This window comes from Candidatus Dependentiae bacterium (assembly GCA_035445995.1).
Taxonomy (GTDB): domain Bacteria; phylum Babelota; class Babeliae; order Babelales; family Vermiphilaceae; genus DAOMRS01.
Window position 1 is genome coordinate 980,921 of record DAOMRS010000001.1, and the last position, 18,920, is coordinate 999,840.

Consider the following 18,920-nt stretch of genomic DNA (forward strand, 5'->3'; position numbering starts at 1 on the left):
TTTATGTGCTTAGTATTGTGCTATACCAAAGCGTGATTATAAAATACATCACATAAGAAATCAATGTTGCACTCGTGCATCCATAAATGCCCCAGCATGGTATAAAAAAATAATTAAGTATTAGATTGAGAATAGCCGGTATAGCGAGTGCGAGTGCTAAAAAATATGTTTTTTTATAAAACTGAATTACGCTTGATGCAAAATAGCTGCCCAACAAAAATACATAACCAAGTAAGATGATCCAAATGTAGGCAATTGCATCATGGTACGTAGCAGGTAAAAACCATTGTAATAATGGTGTGCCAATCAAATAACCAACACCTATAAGCGTACTTACTACGAGCATTGATACATACATGATGCGATTATTGTGCATTGCAATGGGTGTAATATTTTCTTTATGGTGTACAAACTGGCGTAAAATATAAGGTAAGTATGCGCTGGACCACGGGTACAAAATAAATACTTGGAACAATTGACCAAACATGTCTGCAATACCATAAATACCAACATCATGGAGCGTTGCATAGCGTGCGAGCAGCCATTTATCACCTGATGATAAAATCCATGAACATAAAATACCGGGTAAAAAGGGCAAGCCATAGCCAAGATAGTACCCGGCTTTTTGCATACTTTTCTTGATAATTATATGTAGATTGTAGTTGTGTTTAAAAAATAAAAATCCTGCTGTACAACAAGCCACTGAAGTTCCTACGCATTGTGCACCAATAATACCCGTAACTCCACTTTGTAAAAAAAGTAAAAAAAGAAGAGTGAATGAGCCATTGGTGAGTGCAATAATAAGTTGTAGCAGGGTGAGCATGCTTGATTGTTGTTCATAGCGTAGGATTTGGTTGAATAATTCGCTGAAGAAAAATAAAAATGCACTCAGTAGTCCGAGTGCAAGTAGCGTGCCGTGTATAACCGTATTGAATACGTATGGAGACCATACATTACGATAATAATACAAAAATATAAACAAGGGGAGTGCTGCACACACATAAATAATAATAATATCACTCACTATACGTTTGCGACCGGTGGTGTCATGATGAAAATATTCAATGAAAAGAACTTGGCGCAATCCAAGGCCAGCGAATGATGCAAGAATACCTATAAAGGAATTGAGTAACGAAAGCGTACCATACTCTGTCGGAGAAATAGTCCGTAAAATAAGTGGCGCCAAAACAAACGTAATACCGCGTACTGCGATGGCGCCACTGGTATAAAGAAAAAAATCTTTGATAACTATTTTTATATCAGCCATAGACCGGATATTGTTTACACAATGCGGTTACTTGTTTACCAATTGCGGCAAGTTTGCTCTCATCCGTGTGATGCATAACAACTTCATTAATCAGGTGTGCAATCTGTTGTGCTTCTTTTTCTTGCATGCCACGCGTGGTGATTGCCGGAGTACCCAAGCGTATACCACTGGTGATCCATGGTTTTTCTGGATCGAATGGAATGCCACTTCTACTCACGGTAATGTTTGCTTTTTCGAGTGCAAGCTCTGCCGCACGGCCGGTAATGCTTTTGCTGCGTAAATCAACAATAAATAAATGGTTATCAGTGCCACCGGCAACAATACGGTAGCCAAGTTCTTGTAAGGTGTGTGACATAGCTTGAGCATTTTTTATTACGTGTTGTTGATAGATTTTGAAGTCTGGCTGTAGGGCTTCACCAAAAGCTGCTGCTTTTGCTGCAATTACATGCATAAACGGACCGCCTTGCGTGCCCGGCATAATGGCACGGTCAAGCGCCTGTGCATGTTCTGCGGCGCACATAACCAGACCACCGCGTGGACCACGTAATGTTTTGTGTGTGGTGCTGCTAGTAAAATCGGCATGGCCTATGGGAGTTGGGTGTAGACCCACTGCAACTAATCCCGCTATATGTGCGATATCTGCCAAAAAGAGTGCGCCAACTTGGCGTGCAATATCTGCAAAGCGAGCAAAATCAATAGTACGAGAATATGCAGAAGCGCCGGCGATAATTAATTTTGGTTTGTGTTGGTGAGCCAGTTGTGCTATCTGATCGTAATCGAGTAGTTCAGTTTCGCGATCGACGGTGTATTGTACACTGTTGTACAAAGACCCGGAAAAATTAACCTTATGCCCGTGAGTCAGATGACCTCCTTCACTCAAGCTCATGCCAAGCACCGTGTCTCCTGGCTTGAGCGCGGCAAAATAAACCGCCATGTTGGCTTGTGATCCTGCATGTGGTTGTACATTAACATGTGCAGCCCCAAACAATTGTTTACAGCGTTCTATGGCTAAATTTTCTGCTTCATCAACAATCTGACAACCGGCATAGTAACGCTTGCCAGGATATCCTTCAGCATATTTGTTGGTCAGGACTGAGCCGGTGACAGCCATGACGGCAGGAGAAACATAATTTTCAGATGCAATCAGGTTTATGGAGGTTGCAATGCGGTGTTGTTCTTTGGATATAATAGTACTTACGTGCGAATCTATGCGGGTTTCCATACGATGGCCATCCTTGGTATAGAAGTTATAGTGCTGTTGGTGAGATTACCAAAAAAAGAATCATACTGAAAGTTACGTATCAAGATTGCTTTTTTGCTTGGCTTTTTTATACTGAGAATATACGTATAGGCTTTATATAAAGGATATATCAGTGATTTCTACTTCCGACTTTCGCCGTGGTGCAAAAATTCTTTTTGACAACCAACCATATATGGTTATTAGTTTTGTGCATGTTAAACCGGGTAAAGGTGGTGCATTTGTACGTACCAAAATGAAAAACATGATCACCGGCTTGATGCATGAAGAAACCTTCCGTTCAGGTGAAAAATTTCCCGATCCTAACCTTGAGTACAAAGATATGCAATATTTGTACGAAGACAATGGCCTATATAACTTTATGGATCAAGACACCTATGATCAGGTTGCATTGAATAAAAATCAACTTGATGAAGTACTTGATTATCTCAAAGAACAAACGGTATACACCGTATTGTATTTCTCAGAAAAACCCATAGCAGTAACGCCACCAATTTTTATGGAATTACTCGTGACAGAAACTCAACCGGGTGTACGTGGTGATACCGCACAAGGTGGTGCAACCAAACCGGCAACCGTAGAAACTGGTCTTGTGGTACAAGTACCATTGTTTGTTGAAGAAGGTGACTTAGTCAAGATTGACACCCGTGAAGGTGTGTATGTTGAGCGTGTCAAAAAATAATTTGCAATAAATGTGAGGTTTCCCTTATGAGTATGTCTGCAGACCATAAACCTATGCCGGTGAATGAAGAAACGGGTGAAGTAGAAGTTATAACTCCCGAGTTAGAAGAAGCTCGATCATATAGTGATTTGTCACGCCGTGATATTCGTGCATTAATTTTCCATTATTTATATGCGGCAGAAGCATATGATTATGATGTTTCGCTGGATGCAATTGTTGATAATTTTAATCGTGGGTTCGAGTGGGATGTGCCACTTAATAGCGAAGCGGTAGAAATAGCGCAAGCAGTTATTGGTGATCGTGAAGCGCTTGATAAGATCTACGAACCATTGTTGACTAATTGGCGCTTTGACCGGGTAAGTGTATGTACCAAATTAATTTTGCGTCTTGCTATTTGGGAACTACAACATACTGATACTGATCCGCGTATTATCATTAATGAAGCAATTGAACTTGCTAAATGTTTTGCAGAGAAAGATGCATTCAGATTTATTAATGGTATTTTGGATAAAGCGGTCAAGCAAGTAAAAGAATAGTCTTATTTTTTATAAATATTTTTTCTATTCTATTCTCTTTTTATTTGTAAATTTGCCTTATGCAGGCAGCACCAGACCTTTTGCGTGTACAAAAGGTCTGGACTAAAATACACAAACAGTCTGTTTGATCCTTCTTTCGCGCATAGGACACGACCCTCTGGCCTTTGGCCGAGGTCTACCGATGCGCTACCGGATTCTTTATTTTATGTATTGGTTCATTATATTTACCCTGCGCGGGGAGCACAAAACTTTCAAAAATAAAAAAATGAATCAAAGAAAAAACAATAGCAAGTATTAATACTTGTGGGTAGGGCTACACCTAAGCCCGAACAACTTCTTGATACAGATCTAAAAACCGCTGTCGCAAATCAATCTCATATTTTGGTGGTGCATCATAATAAAATTTGAGCACTCCCGGATTTGTACAGGTAAAGAACATAAATCCTGTTTCTTGTTGCTCAATAAGCCTATCTGGGAATAATGGCAACCACTTGGCAATAACCGGATGATGCAATTCACTATGCCCTGGTTCTACATCATTAATGAATATGCGTATGTTAGCAATGCGCGGGTGCTTGGGCAATTCGCGATCATATCTGCCAAACACATGTTGTATAAAATCTCCTGATGAAAATAAATTGTATACATGTCCGACTATATCCATATCAGGTAAATAATATTCTGCATTAATTGGTGTACCGAGCATGTACAATGCCGTGATAGTATGTTTATTATACATATCTTTGCCAAGTAGTTGTGTTGCCAGCGCAGCAACATTACTACCATGGCTATGGCCAATTAAGTAGATATTACGGGTTAAATCATAGCTTTGAATTAATTGCTTAAGCCCTTGTGCTGCTTGAAGGCGTTGTGCATGATCTAATTTACCGGACCACGCATACGTGACCACATAACCTTCATGTTGAAGAACTGTTTGTTGCAATGCATCAAAAAAATCGCCTCCGGGCATATGCCAATCCGTACTGCTTGCCCATGTGCCATGGATAATAATAAATAGGTTACGATATGCATAAGCAGGGGAAAAATAGATAATTAAAACTAATAAAATATATTTAGTATACACGGCAGTACTCTCTTTTTTCTGACTATAAAAAGTACATGTGTGTATTGGCAAGAGATGTACTGGGTAAAAAAAATGACCGCGATTAAGCGGTCATTTTTTATGCTTGCTTTATGTAATTACTATCTAAAGCTTCTATGTTGTGCTTGAACTTGTGCCACAATATTTCTTAATGTTGTTAGCGCAGTGGTTATTTGCGTGTTGTAGGGTTGTCTAGCTGACTCATTTTGTAAAATGGCTATATGTCTATTTGTTGTGGTTATTATTATATTGGTTAAAGTAGGAGAACTGGCTACAGTATTAAATGCAATTGTAGTTTGAGCGTTTCTTGCTGCTTGTAATGCTGCTTCAAGTGCTGCCGGTGATGGACTTGCAACTGATGGAGATGGCGACGGTGCTGGTTGAGAGTTCAGTGCATCATTAATTCTTTGTATGTGGGTATGTAATGCAAGTTGGTGTCGTCTATCTGCTGCAGACGGTGTCTCCCACAAAGTGTTGGTGTTGATAGTATTCAATTGTTGTTGAAGTCTGGCAAGTAAACTTTGTAACCCCGCTCTATTATTACTTTGTATCATTTGATTGATTCTGGCTACTGGACAATTATAGAAACTATGTCCAGCTCTATCCCAGTCAAGCAGACATTCCCAACAGAAATGATGCCCACAACCGCCAAAGTCACGGCGACAGGTCATGTGTTGGCAACCATCATTTTTTTCAATAGCCTTGCTACAGTTTGGACAAGGTTTAGTATTTTGCTTGATCCAATCAGCAGATGCTTTTTCTGTTTTAGCTGAATCTTCTGTATTTGAGCGGAGCTCTGCTGCTTGCTCACAAGTTGTGTTTTGTGAGTGGTTATACAGACAATGAGAACAATATTTTTCTTTACAGGCCGGGCATGTATATGCATGGGGTTGTTGACCAGAAATATCATATCTATTTGAACAATCCGCGGTGGGACATTGTTTTACATTCGGATCTTGATCAAGAATTTCTTTGAGCGTAATACTATAATATTTATCCATTTTTTCAGTATCATTACGGAGTATATTTCTAATTTCATCTATTTCTAGCTTACGTTTATTACATGCTGGATCAGGGCATTGTATGTACGTAGTATTTTGTTCTTTTAATCCAAGATCCATTCCCTTTGTTAAGCAGCCAATACAATATGTATGTCCACAATTTAATCGTATTTGATCTGCAGGTTCTGTATCTTCCATACAAACTGAACATTCTATTGCTTCCACCGGATGTGTTGGTGCTGATTCAGATTCATACTTGTTACTTGGTGTTGGTTCACTCGGTTGCGATGGCGATGGAATGCCAACTTCATCAGAATCAGATGATTCATATAGTAAAGAAGGCTCCATATCCTGCGTACTATCTTTAAAGATTTCTCGGATTGATTTGGTTAACCATGCAGGAACTACTTGACCATGGCTGCGATATTGCTCTTCTTGATCAAGTAAGTCATGCAATGTTTGTGTTTGTTGATCCACTGCGGCATTGTGACCAAATAATGTGTGTCGTGCTCGTGCATTACTTTCTTCAATCAAATCATCAAGGGTGCCTCTGTGTGATACATTATCATGCGCTAAGTCACGTCTTAAAGCGCTCAAACTGAACGGGTCATTGTTTGGTTGTCCAGATTGTGGTGCTAAATGAGGGAATGAATGATCATCATCACTATCACTATCATCAAAAAATCTTGGTTGCGGTCCACGTGGTGCCGGTGGCATAGGTGGTTGCGGATTGTGTGGGCCAACTCCTGCCGGACCATTAAAACGAGGTGCTGTTGCATTATATGCAGCATATAATTTGTATGCACCATAACCGATAGCCATAACAACGAACGTTTCACCAATGTTTTTTGCATCTTGACGATTAAGTGAGGTCCACTTGAAGCGCAATACTTTACCCCATGTTTGTGTAATAGATGGATTTTGTTCAGTTATATTTGGTGTTGCTTCAACGGTACTATGAGTTTTCTCATTAGGAAATTCACCGTTTTGTTGCGGTTGCATCCATCGAGGTGTTGTACGTATTAATCCCGGAAAATCTTCAGGGATTGCTTGCTCAGTATACTCATCGGTTGTCTGGTTAGAAGAAGTTTGAGCGGACTTGGAAGCAGCAGGAGCAGTAGATTTTTTGGCAATTCTAGCACGTTTGGGAGTACGTTTTACCGCCTGCAGTTCTGCGCTTGGCATAGCAACAATTAATGCTGCAAGTAAGGTATACATAAAGGTTTTCTTGTTCATAATAACCACCATTTGTTTAGATTCTAGGAATAATTCTCCATATATCCCTTATAGTAGCTCATTTTGAGGGTTCAAGCAAAAGGGGATGGCTATGCGATAGGGCATATTTTCTATGTGTAACTTTATATGTTTCTGAATATATCAAATCCTGCAAATAATTCTGCTAAGTCTAATATATGGGGAGCTATATCCTGATTATTTGGATTAAAAATAACACCACCATTCCTGTGTGGCTGCTGTAGTTGTTGATTAAAAATATTTCCAAGTCCAAAATCTCCCAATGCGCATGTATGATTGTATCCTCCAGCAGCATTCCATTCTTTTAGACATTCCCAGCAGAATTCATGGCGGCATTGTGAGCAAGACATACGATTACAGCCCATAGTTTTTTGAATAGCGTGACCACAATTTGGGCAATTCTTTGCATTCTTTTTAATCCAATCAGTACTTGCTTTTTCAGCAGCGGATGGATTACGTTGTATTTCTGCTTCTTGGCAGGTTGTATTATGTGCATGATTGTGTAAACAGTTTGAGCAGTACTGTGCCTTACAGCTAGGGCATTGTACTTGCTGACGTTGGTCATGTGCACCATGCACAAAGGCGTATGAACAGTCTGGTGTTGGACAATGTTTAATATCCTGATTTCCGGTGTAAAATTCTTTGAAGGTAATGTCATAATATTTGTTCATTTTGTATTGATTATTTTTTAGGATACGTTGAATTTCTTGTGGATCGAGTTTACGTTTTTTACAACGTGGATCTGGACACTTGATATATGCAGTATTCTGTTCTTTGAGTCCAAGATCAATTTGAGCAGTTAAACAATCGGTACAGTACGTATGTCCACATTGCAAACGTATTTGATCGTGGGCTCCTGTGTCTTCCATACAAATTGGACATTCTATTGGTTCCACCGGATGTGTAGGTGCCGCTTCAGATTTATACTTGTTGCTTGGTGTTGGTTCACTCGGTTGCGATGGTGATGGAATGCCAACTTCATCAGAATCAGATGATTCATGTAGCAAAGAAGGCTCTATGTCTTGCGTACTATCTTTAAAGATTTCTCGGATTGATTTGGTTAACCATGCAGGAACTGCTTGGCCATGTCTGCGGTATTTTGCTTCTTGATCAAGTAAGTCATGCAATGTTTGTGTTTGTTGATCGACAGCAGTGTTGTGGCCAAATGATGTGCGTCTTGCGTGTTCAAATCGAGGAGCAGATGACGCAAAATTTGGTTGTGGTTCATTTCGCGGTGCTGGTGGCATAGGTGGTTGCGGAGTGTGTGGACCAACTCCTGCCGGACCATTAAAACGAGGTGCTGTTGCATTATATGCAGCATATAATTTGTATGCACCATAACCGGTGGCCATAACAACGAACGTTTCACCAATATTTTTTGCATCTTGACGGTTGAGTGAAGTCCACTTGAGGCGCAATACTTTGCCCCATGTTTCAGATAACGTTGGAGTTTGTTCTGATGCATCTGCTGTTATTTCTTGCTGTATGCTACGTTGAGGATCATTGAGTTGTGTAGTTTCTGCTTGTTTCACTTGATTGTTTTGTGCAGGGGTTGCTGCTTTTTTAATGCGGCTGCGCTTTGTTGTTGGTTTTACTGCCTGCAGTTCTGCGCTTGGCATAGCAACAATTAATGCTGCAAATAAGGCACACATAAAGGTTTTCTTATTCATAATAACCACCATTTGTTTAGATTATAGGCATAATTCTCCATATATCCCTTATAGTAGCTGATTTTGAGGGTTCAAGCAAAAGGGGTGGCTATGTGATAGGGTATGTTTTCTATGTGTAACTTTTAAGGTAAAAAAAGGACCGCGATTAAGCGGCCCTTTTTTAGTAAGCAGTGTTTTAACACCATCTTCTTGGAGGAAGATATTTTTTTATTGCTCTTTTCTTTGTACAAGCTCAGGGAAGAACAATGCTATTTCGCGCAATGCAGTTTCAGGTGCATCTGAACCATGTGTTGCGTTTGACCCAATGCTGGTGCCAAACCGTTTGCGAACAGTGCCTTCTGCTGCTTCTGCTGGGTTAGTTGCGCCCATCAAGTCACGCCATTCTTTTACCGCATTTTCACGTGCTAATGCCATAACAACTACAGGTCCTGACGTAACAAATTCTACGAGTTCACCAAAAAACGGACGTTCTTTATGTACATCATAGAACACTTGCGCATCTTGCTCAGCAAGTTGTCCCTTTGCAATACGGATAATTTCAAAACCATGTTGTTCAATCATGTCGATAATTTTGCCAACATGTTTTGCCTGTACCGCATCAGGCTTGATCATTGCGAATGTGATTTCCATAGCCATGTAGGTTATTCCTTATTGTTCGCTTGATTCATCATCTTTTTTCATAGCTGATTCAAGAGCTATTTGGAAAGCTGACTTAGTTTTTGGTTGATCACCCATTGCTTTATGCATGGATTCTTTATCAGCACGTGGTGCACGTTCTTTAGCAGTAGTATGCTTTGGTTTTGGAGCATCTGCTTCAAGACGCATATCAAGGCCAATTTTACGTTCACCTTTATTAACATTGATTACGCGGAATTGAGCTTTATCCCCAACCTTAAGTACATCTTCTGCTTTTTTACCTTCTGCAATATTTGCATTATGCAACAAGCCTTCAATACCGGTAGGTAACTTTACAAAAGCACCAAAATTAGTGATTTTAGAAACTTCACCTTCTATAACCTTACCAACTTGGTATTCTTGCTCAACATTATCCCAAGGATCTTGATCAAGTTGTTTGATGCCCAATGAGATTTTTTTGCTATTTTTATCGATAGCAAGTACCGCTGCTTCAACTTCTTGGCCGATTTTGTAACGATCGCTTGGGTGTTCGATATGTTCTGTCCATGAAAGGTCAGAAATATGTACTAAGCCATCGATGCCAGGGAGTAATTGTACAAAGATACCAAAATCAGTAATGTTGCTGATGGTTCCTTTGATTTTTTGACCAATCTTGAATGTTTGGTCAACTGCTTCCCATGGGTTTTGTTCAAGCTGTTTGATACTCAATGACATGCGGCGGTTTTCTTTATCCATAGATACCACAAGTACATCAATTACATTGCCAACTTTATATTTATCAGAAAGATTGGTAATGCGATCTGTCCATGATACTTCAGAAATGTGAACCAAGCCTTCAACGTTTGGTGCAACTTCAACAAAAAGACCATAATCGGTAATGCTTGATATCTTACCTTTAATTCGGCTGCCAACTTGAATGTTATCAACGACTTGAGCCCATGGATTTTCAGTAAGTTGTTTAAGTCCCAATGAAATTTTTTCATTATCTTTGTCAAAAGAAAGTACCTTAACGGCAATGTTTTGACCAAGTTTAACCATTTCACTTGGATGAGAAATACGACCCCAGGTCATATCGGTGATATGCAATAAGCCGTCTACGCCACCGATATCGATGAATACACCGTAATTGGTGATATTTTTAACGATACCAGGAATGATGTCGCCAATTTTAAGCGTGCCAAGAATTTCTTTGCGAGCTTCTGAACGTTGGTCACCCAAGAATTTACGGCGTGAAATAATAACGTTACCACGTTTTTGATTAATCTTAAGAATGTTTGCCGTAATGGTTTGTCCAACATATTGGTCAAAATCAGTAACGCGTTGTAGGTCAATTTGAGAACCAGGAAGAAACGCTCCAATGCCGATATCAACGCTCAAGCCACCTTTGACTTTGTGCGTAACGATACCTTCAACCGGTTTATTTGCTTCAAAGAGTTCAGTAATTTTTTTCCATGCTTTTGCAGCTTTTGCTTTTTCATATGAAAGGACCAAATTACCTTGCGCATCTTCTAGGTTATCAAGTATAACTTCGATTGCTTGTGCAGGTTTAAGGCCTCTGAGCTCATGTTCACCAAATTCATATTTTGGGATTAAGCCATGTGATTTGTACCCGATATCTACGAGTACACCATCTGAGTCAACTGCTATGATAGTACCAGCTACCACGTTGCCTGGATGAAATGAATCCACTTCTTCATAGAGAGATAAAAGCGCCTGTTTTTGCTCGTCGCTCAACTCTAGAGAGGTAGTATCAAAATTTTGTTTACTTTTGATAGTACGAAACTGACTCGGATATATATGCTCTTTTGACATTAAGAGAACTCCAATATACCAATCAAAATATAAGATAAGACTGATTTTGACTGGGGTTAAGAGGGTTATACTTATTATTAATACGTATATAAAAACATAACACAATAATTGAATATTGCCAAACGAAAAAGTGAGGCTGGATTTATACCAACCTCACGAGTTCTACGTGCAATTTGAATATTTTTATTCGCAGCATTTTTCGTCTTCGCCGCAGGTCTCATGTTGCTGTTGGTCGGGTGTTTCTTGCGCAAATCGCATACCTTCCTTGAGTAAGGTCATGAGCACCATCTGACTCCATGTTTCCATTTTAGGGACATAGTCTAGGCATTCACTAAGTGTCATGAGGGTACCGCTGGCAAGCTCAGATTTTACCTTAATGTTGTCTGAATCACCAATAACCATGAATACAAGTCCAAGGTGTACTTTGCCTACCTCATTCGAGTCGTCATTAAGTACGCCTAAAGGTACAATTTCGATGTTGCCTTCATAAGCTACTTCTTCTTCGAATTCTCGACGAGCCCAAGAAAAAAGGTCGGCGCCTTGTTGTAGATCTTCATAGCGCATGTGGCCTCCAATGCCCAACGAGTATTTACTTTGCAACCGTTGCTCAGACGCTTCTTTTTTGCGTTGCATAATAAAAAATTTGTCTTGGTATTGGAACACAAGGTACGGGATAATTTGTTTATAAGTTGGATCTTGCTCCATAAGACTGCGTAGATGGAATTCGCTATGTTTGCCAATTGCCTCTATGCAGGGAACCAGTTGCTCAATATTAACTCCTTCCCATGGTCCGTTGGCAAAAAGATGTGCTCGTTTGACTACTAGAATACGTTCATCATATGGACGCGATTCTGTGTGTTGACTAGTTTGTGTTGTCATGAAGTGTTCCTTTAGTATGGGAGTTAGTTGAACATGAACGTGGGCAAATCAGCAATACGCCAGAGGGCAAGATGTTTGCCGTTGAAGCCTTCTTCTAGTGTAAACAATGGCGATGGAAATTGAAATGGTGGCTTTTCAAAATTAATTGCACGAAAGCGCCACAAAGAAACAAGTGCCTCATGTGATAGATCTTGATTTTCTTGCACGTGCGGGTAATGAGAGGTGAGTAGGTAGGTAGATCCACTTTTTTTAAAGTTATTAATTGCTAAGGCAATATCGATATATGGCAAATGTGGTAAACAATCGCGACACAAAATAAGATCTGTGCGTGGTAATTCGTTTCGTATAATATCGCATACCATGAATTGTTTGTTTGTGTCGGTATATTTGTCTTCATTTTCTTTAATTAATTCATCAACAATATCAGCGCCAATATACTGTTGTATGTGAGAAAGGTCAGTGTAATTCATCCAATAGAAATCACCGCATGGTGCGTCGAGTATGCTGGTAATATTGTAGGCGATAATTAACTTGGGTAGCATTTCTCTGATTGCGCATGTTTGTTCCAGATTTGATCCTGGCCCTGAACGTGAATATGGGTCGCCCCACACATTGGCACGGTAAATACATCGGAAGAGTTCTTTGTTAAGGTAGGTTGTATGAATGACCGTGGCGAATGTGGACAACATTAATATACAAAGAAGTTTTGTTTGTTTTGAGTACGTCATGCTTCTCCTTTATTTTTTGACGACAATACGCAAAAAACATACTATTAATACCATAAAGATTTCGATACTAACACAAGTTAATGGTTCGGTAAAGGAAGCCCCATGAGTTATGATTTCAAAACCCTCGAGCGCAAATGGCAAAAGCTGTGGGAAGCTCATCCCGCACAGACACAACCAACAGGTACAGGAAAAAAATATTATTGCTTAGATATGTTCCCGTATCCGTCAGGTTCCGGGTTGCATGTGGGGCACTGGCGTGGGTATGTGCTTTCTGATGTATATGCGCGTATTAAATGGTTAGAAGGATATAATGTATTGCATCCGATGGGGTGGGATGCATTTGGGCTACCTGCAGAAAATGATGCAATCAAAAAAGGTATTCATCCTCAAACAAGCACAGCGCAAAATATTGCGAACTTTAAAAAACAGCTCAAACAAATTGCTGCGTTGTATGATTGGGACAAAGAAGTAAATACGACTGATCCGGATTATTATAAATGGACACAATGGATTTTTTTACAAATGTTCAAGGCCGGACTAGCGTATGAAGCGGTGGTTCCAATCAATTGGTGCCCATCATGTTTGACGGGACTTGCCAATGAAGAAGTAGTTAATGGCGCATGTGAGCGTTGTGGCACGGCAGTTGTGCAAAAAAATATTCGCCAATGGATGCTCAAAATTACCGACTATGCCGACAAGTTACTTGCAGGACTTGATACACTTGACTGGCCAGAAAAAGTCAAAACGATGCAGCGTAACTGGATTGGCAAAAGTGAAGGTGCAGAAATTATTTTCAAAGCTACAGATCTTGATGGGCAAAAAATAGATATGCCGGTATACACCACGTGCCCAGAAACTATATATGGGGTGAGTTTTATTGCGGTTGCGCCTGAGCATCCACTCGTAGAAAAATTATTGATCGAAGAACAACGAGAAGAAATTGAATCTTATCAGAATTTAACTAAAACACTTAGTTCATCTGAGCGTATGCTTGATAAAGAAAAAACAGGTGTGTTTTCTGGTGCATATGCAGAAAATCCTGCAACCAAAGAAATGATTCCTGTATATATTGCAAATTACGTATTGCCTGATTATGGAACTGGTATCGTTATGGGTGTGCCGGGTCATGATGAACGTGATTTTGAATTTGCAAAGCAGTTTGATTTACCGCGTCCACAAGTTGTTGCTATTGAGGGCATGAAGACTGATGCAAATAATGATGTGATTGCGGTTGTTGAATATGCTACTTCTGGGGCACCGCTTATTAACAGCGGGCCGTTTAATGGACTGCACGCAAAAACAGAAGGCCGAGACAAAATTATTGAATATTTGGTAACGCAAGGTGTAGCAGTGCGTACCATTAATTATAAATTACGTGATTGGGTTTTTTCTCGTCAGCGATACTGGGGTGAACCAATTCCATTAATTCATTGTGCTACATGTGGTATTGTACCGGTTCCAGAGGATCAGTTGCCGGTTGAATTGCCAGACGTAGATAATTATCAACCAACGGGGACTGGTGAATCGCCATTAGCTGCAATTACTGAATGGGTTAATACTACCTGTCCACAATGTGGTGGCAATGCAAAGCGAGAAACAAATACCATGCCACAATGGGCAGGATCATGTTGGTATTTCTTGCGCTATCCAAATCCGCATTTGCACGACAAGCCTTGGGACATGAAAGACATGAACTATTGGCTGCCGGTTGATTTATATGTTGGCGGCATTGAACATGCAATTTTGCATTTGTTGTATGCACGTTTTTATGTCAAAGTGTTGTACGATCTTGGATTTTTGTCGTTTAATGAACCATTTACTCATCTATTTAATCAGGGTATGGTACTCAAATATTCAGATAAGTCCGGTCAAGTAGAAAAAATGTCCAAATCAAAAGGCAATGTAGTCAGTCCGGATGAAATGGTGGAAGAATTTGGTTCTGATGCATTGCGTATGTATATGTTATTCATGGGACCGCCAGAACTTGATTGTGAGTGGCAAGATAATGGCCTCAAGGGTATTAAAGGATTTTTAAATCGCCTGTGGACGTATCTGACTAACCCGGCTAATCGCACTGATGATGAAGATGAATTGACAACCAAGCGGGTGCACAAATTTTTGAAAGAGTATCAAGAGCGTCTTGAGCGCTTCAAGCCAAATACGGCAGTGTCTGCCTTTATGGAGCTGCTTAATGATTTGACCGCACATACTATGCAACTTAGTAATGATTCGCTGGAAAAAATAGTAGTATCGCTTTCAGTCCTTGCTCCACATATGGCGAGTGAGTTGATCAACAATTTATTGCATAAACAGTTGCGTGATTGTACATGGCCAACATATGATGCAGCTTTGGTTGTTGAAGATGAGGCATCTATAATTGTGCAAGTAAACGGCAAGATGCGAGCTAATATATTAGTACCACGTGGAGCGGAACAAGCGGTTGTTGAAGATGCTGCAAAGCATGTAATACTTAAGTGGCTTGAAAATAAAGAGGTAGTTAAAGTAGTGTTTGTAAAAGATCGCTTGATTAATTTTGTAGTTAAGTGATTAAAATATAATTTTAATAGATTGATTTTTCCCGCTCGCCCTGAACATAGTTGAAGGGTTAAGCGGGATTCCTTATAAGGATAATTTATGGGGTTTTATGTTTATATATTAAAGTGTAAGGATGGTTCTTATTACACAGGCCATACAGATGATATGGATAAGAGATTATATGAACATCAACATGGCCTTATAAAGACATGTTACACCTATAAGCGTAGACCGGTAGAGCTTGTTTTTGTGGATATGCTTGCTACTCGAGATGATGCTTTTTTTGCAGAACGGCAAATTAAGGGATGGTCTCGTAAAAAAAAAGAAGCGCTGATGCAAGAAGATTGGCAAGAAATTAAAAGATTAAATAGCATCCAAAAATCTAAAAATATTCCGCTAAATCCTTCAACAAGTTCAGGATGAGCGGATAGAGAAGTTTCATTATATTAATCATAAAAAAGGGTAATACTATGAAATATATGATTTTAATTTTTATTACCATAGGATGTTTTTCAAATTTAATTTATCCAATGCAGTGGCGCAGTGGGCATACCATTGTGCGAAAACCCAGCTATGATCAATTGCCAATTATGGTCGTAGAAGAGTGCTGTATTTGTATGGAAGAAAAAGAAGTACATCAAATTGCATGTGCAAGTGTGATAAACCATACGGATAAAATATGTGATGTATGTTTAGATTTATGCAGAAAGCAAACAGGTACGTGCCCACTTTGCAGGTCTCAATTAATTGTTACAAAACCAAGTTTTGCAAATGCATGTAAACAAGCAGCGCTATATATGTATGAATTGTTTTCGAATAAAATTTGCGGATGCAATACATAACATATGAAGTATATCTGTTTGATTTTATTATGTGTGATGCAAACATCGTATGCAATGCAACTGCAGCAGGAAGATAGGCATTGTCTTTTTTGTTACGCAGAAGATAATCTTGGCCGTATTCCGTGCGCTAATAATCATCCTGCGCACTATGCTATTTGTGGCCAATGCCGTGCACGGCACGTGCAATTGGGGCAACGGTGTTGGGTGTGCCGAAGCGAGCTCGTAGTTAATACTTTTGAAGAATGGGTAAGGTCACTTTTACCGAACCCGCCTAACAGAGACTGCTTGGACGACTGTCCGGTTCCCGTCAAATTCTGTTTATTTATTGTGTGTGGTGTTTGCATGGTATCACATGTGTACTATACATATATATGCAGATGCGGCTAAAGATGTTTGCCAAATAAATGTTCTATCATTTCAGTAACATTAATAAATTTATGTATGGCATAATCTACATATGGATACCATACTTCTACTTGCTCGATAATACTTTTTGCACCGGGTGCTGCCTCGTTCGCTTGATCTACCAATTGTATTGCTTTATCGAGGAAAATATTTGTTTTGTGCATAAGTGTTTTTGCGTTATCAATAAGCTCTGGCATATCCTGCATGACGGTACGTGCCAACGTAAGATCTTCTTGTGCAGCACTGATGGTTGGATTCATCCATTGGTATACTAATATACTTGCGATGGCTGTGCTGCCAGCTATGGTGATAATTGGTGCACCATACGTGCAAACATGTTTCCATGTGCATATGCGTGATAAGCAAGAAGCACGTTGGATAGGTGCATCAAGATCATATAATCCAGATCTATTTTCCATTTCTTCATCGGTATAGGTATTTGTGCAGTCCATAGAATAAGATGGTATGCATGATGCACTTAATAAAAGACATAAAATAAACGATTTTTTTGTTGCGTACATAGATATTCTCCTTGGTAAAGTAAACAGTACCTACTATAACATGGTCTGCGAAGGGAGCAACTACTTAGTGCAAGAATGCGATTGTTTAAAGTGAGGGGAGGGTGGATGTATAACAAACTATTTACGAATCAAACCATATTTAAGTATGGTGTTTGCATAGCTGCTGTGTGTTTGTTGTTTGGAAAGGAAGCTATGCCACGAGTGCAAGAACCGTTAAAAGAATATAAAAAAAAACGTGATTTGAAAAAATCACCAGAACCAAAAGCTAAAGTTGCAAAAAAATCAAAAAATATTTTTGTAATACAAAAGCATGCAGCGAGCCATTTGCATTATGATCTGCGCTTGGCAATTGATGGTGTACTCAAGTCATGGGCAGTGCCAAAAGGACCGTCCATGAATACAAAAGATAAACGTCTTGCTATGTTGACCGAAGATCATCCCATGAAGTATGCCACTTTTGAAGGAGTGATTCCAGCGGGCCTATATGGTGCAGGTGTGGTAATGGTGTGGGATAAAGGAACCTTTCGCGATATAAAAAAACCAGCAAATAAAAAAACATCACCAATCAAACAAAGTTTTAAAGACGGACAAATAGAGGTTTTTTTAAAAGGGAAGAAAGTATATGGTGGGTTTGCCTTGGTAAAAATTGGTAAAGATCCATCTGATAAGCGTTGGTTGCTTATTAAAATGCGCGATGAATATGCAACCGATCGCAAACAACCCTACAAAGATGCAAACAAATCGGTAAAAACCGGACGCACGATGGTGCAAATAAAAAAAGATGCTGCTTTGAAGGTTTCTCACTCTGCCAAAGCTACGGCGAGCAAGACAAAAAGGAATACTGCAGAGAAAAAAAAGAAAAAGAAAAAAAATGAGTAACAAGCAAAGTATAAATGTTGGCAAATACATAATAGAATTAAGCAACGAAGATAAAATTTTATTTCCCAAAAGCAAGATTACCAAAGGTGATCTGATTAATTATTATGATCGTATTGCGCCTGTTATGATTCCATATGTTAAAGATCGTCCTTTGACTATGCGTAGATTTCCCGATGGTATTGCGACCGAAGGATTTTACCAAAAAGATATACCGGATTATTTCCCAAGTTGGATTAAAAGTATTGCCATAAAAAAATCACAAGGTGGTACGACTGCTTATGTGTTATGTAACCATGATGCAACGCTTGTGTACATTGCAAATCAAGCATCGATTGAGCAACATATTTGGTTAAGTAGGGTATCAAAGCTTAATTATCCTGATCGTATGATTTTTGATCTTGACCCATCGGGTAAAGCATCGTTTACGCTAGTCAAATGGACTGCAAAGACAATCAAAAAATTATTAGATGATTTGGAGCTTACGGTGTTTGTGATGACCACCGGTTCACGTGGTCTGCACGTAGTTGTGCCACTCAAGCCAGTAGAATCATATGCACGGGTAAAAAATTTTGCGCAGGAAATTGCGCAGTATTTGGTTGAACAATATCCAGATAAGTTAACACGTGAAATACGCAAAAACAAACGTGGTAACAGAATTTTCTTAGACACACTACGTAATGATTATGGGCATCATGGGGTAGCGCCATATTCAGTACGTGCAAAGGAGGGTGCACCAATAGCAACACCCATTGAGTGGAATGAATTAGTTGGTTTATCATCAGCACAAAAATTTACCATCAAGAATATATTCAGTAGATTGAGCAAAAAAAAGGACCCATGGCATATCATAAACAAACATACACAAACGTTAACGAATGCGCGTAAAAAATTAAAAAAAATAAAAGGAGATTAA

Annotated in this window: 18 protein-coding genes; 8 read left to right on the top strand and 10 right to left on the bottom strand. The window is 39.4% G+C overall.

Annotated elements, in window-relative coordinates; all coding sequences use genetic code 11:
• Position 1: 1 nt before the first annotated feature.
• On the bottom strand, positions 2-1,267 hold the full coding sequence (locus PK943_04740; GenBank protein HRN78523.1) for an oligosaccharide flippase family protein: 1,266 nt from the start codon (positions 1,265-1,267) through the stop codon (positions 2-4).
• Positions 1,260-2,489: a serine hydroxymethyltransferase gene (glyA, locus tag PK943_04745; GenBank protein ID HRN78524.1), complete on the bottom strand. Its 1,230-nt coding sequence runs from the start codon at positions 2,487-2,489 to the stop codon at positions 1,260-1,262. Before glyA ends, PK943_04740 begins: the two co-directional genes overlap by 8 nt.
• 151 nt (positions 2,490-2,640) lie before the next feature.
• On the opposite strand from glyA, the gene efp reads away from it, so the two are divergent.
• Together efp and nusB are read left to right on the top strand one after the other, a co-directional pair.
• Positions 2,641-3,207 (top strand): elongation factor P, encoded by a 567-nt coding sequence (gene efp / locus PK943_04750; protein HRN78525.1) that lies wholly within the window; start codon positions 2,641-2,643, stop codon positions 3,205-3,207.
• Positions 3,208-3,233: 26 nt separating this feature from the next.
• Complete coding sequence (nusB, locus tag PK943_04755; protein HRN78526.1) at positions 3,234-3,743, top strand: transcription antitermination factor NusB; 510 nt, start codon at positions 3,234-3,236, stop codon at positions 3,741-3,743.
• A gap of 319 nt (positions 3,744-4,062) precedes the next feature.
• Here nusB and PK943_04760 read toward each other — a convergent pair whose 3' ends face one another.
• From PK943_04760 to PK943_04790, 7 genes are all read right to left on the bottom strand, one after another.
• Positions 4,063-4,827: a hypothetical protein gene (locus PK943_04760; GenBank protein HRN78527.1), complete on the bottom strand. Its 765-nt coding sequence runs from the start codon at positions 4,825-4,827 to the stop codon at positions 4,063-4,065.
• 119 nt (positions 4,828-4,946) lie between these two features.
• Positions 4,947-7,082, bottom strand: coding sequence for an IBR domain-containing protein (locus tag PK943_04765; GenBank protein ID HRN78528.1), 2,136 nt, complete (start codon positions 7,080-7,082; stop codon positions 4,947-4,949).
• A gap of 122 nt (positions 7,083-7,204) precedes the next feature.
• Entirely contained in the window at positions 7,205-8,770 is a 1,566-nt protein-coding gene (locus tag PK943_04770) for an IBR domain-containing protein (protein ID HRN78529.1), read from the bottom strand.
• Between the two features lie 207 nt (positions 8,771-8,977).
• Positions 8,978-9,400 carry a nucleoside-diphosphate kinase gene (gene ndk, locus PK943_04775; protein ID HRN78530.1) on the bottom strand — a complete coding sequence of 141 codons (423 nt, stop codon included), beginning with the start codon at positions 9,398-9,400 and terminating at the stop codon, positions 8,978-8,980.
• 18 nt (positions 9,401-9,418) lie between these two features.
• Positions 9,419-11,218 carry a 30S ribosomal protein S1 gene (locus PK943_04780; GenBank protein HRN78531.1) on the bottom strand — a complete coding sequence of 600 codons (1,800 nt, stop codon included), beginning with the start codon at positions 11,216-11,218 and terminating at the stop codon, positions 9,419-9,421.
• Positions 11,219-11,401: 183 nt separating this feature from the next.
• Positions 11,402-12,097 (bottom strand): hypothetical protein, encoded by a 696-nt coding sequence (locus PK943_04785; protein ID HRN78532.1) that lies wholly within the window; start codon positions 12,095-12,097, stop codon positions 11,402-11,404.
• A gap of 23 nt (positions 12,098-12,120) precedes the next feature.
• A complete protein-coding gene (locus PK943_04790) occupies positions 12,121-12,825 on the bottom strand; it encodes a class I SAM-dependent methyltransferase (GenBank protein ID HRN78533.1) in 705 nt (234 codons plus the stop codon).
• A 102-nt stretch (positions 12,826-12,927) separates the two neighbouring features.
• On the opposite strand from PK943_04790, the gene leuS reads away from it, so the two are divergent.
• The 4 genes from leuS to PK943_04810 all read left to right on the top strand — a co-directional run bounded on the left by leuS (position 12,928) and on the right by PK943_04810 (position 16,589).
• Positions 12,928-15,372 (top strand): leucine--tRNA ligase, encoded by a 2,445-nt coding sequence (leuS, locus tag PK943_04795; protein ID HRN78534.1) that lies wholly within the window; start codon positions 12,928-12,930, stop codon positions 15,370-15,372.
• An 87-nt stretch (positions 15,373-15,459) separates the two neighbouring features.
• Entirely contained in the window at positions 15,460-15,783 is a 324-nt protein-coding gene (locus PK943_04800) for a GIY-YIG nuclease family protein (GenBank protein ID HRN78535.1), read from the top strand.
• Positions 15,784-15,830: 47 nt separating this feature from the next.
• Positions 15,831-16,202 (top strand): hypothetical protein, encoded by a 372-nt coding sequence (locus tag PK943_04805; GenBank protein ID HRN78536.1) that lies wholly within the window; start codon positions 15,831-15,833, stop codon positions 16,200-16,202.
• Between the two features lie 3 nt (positions 16,203-16,205).
• Entirely contained in the window at positions 16,206-16,589 is a 384-nt protein-coding gene (locus PK943_04810; protein ID HRN78537.1) for a hypothetical protein, read from the top strand.
• Here the strand turns inward: PK943_04810 and PK943_04815 are convergent.
• Positions 16,586-17,128, bottom strand: coding sequence for a hypothetical protein (locus tag PK943_04815; GenBank protein HRN78538.1), 543 nt, complete (start codon positions 17,126-17,128; stop codon positions 16,586-16,588). The two genes, PK943_04810 and PK943_04815, sit on opposite strands and share 4 nt — an antisense overlap.
• A 105-nt stretch (positions 17,129-17,233) precedes the next feature.
• On the opposite strand from PK943_04815, the gene PK943_04820 reads away from it, so the two are divergent.
• The gene (locus tag PK943_04820) at positions 17,234-18,007 is read left to right on the top strand and encodes a DNA polymerase ligase N-terminal domain-containing protein (GenBank protein HRN78539.1); all 774 of its coding nucleotides are present in this window, start codon (positions 17,234-17,236) and stop codon (positions 18,005-18,007) included.
• Positions 18,000-18,920, top strand: a complete 921-nt coding sequence (gene ligD, locus PK943_04825) for a non-homologous end-joining DNA ligase (protein ID HRN78540.1) — start codon at positions 18,000-18,002, stop codon at positions 18,918-18,920. The genes PK943_04820 and ligD overlap by 8 nt, the downstream gene beginning before the upstream one ends.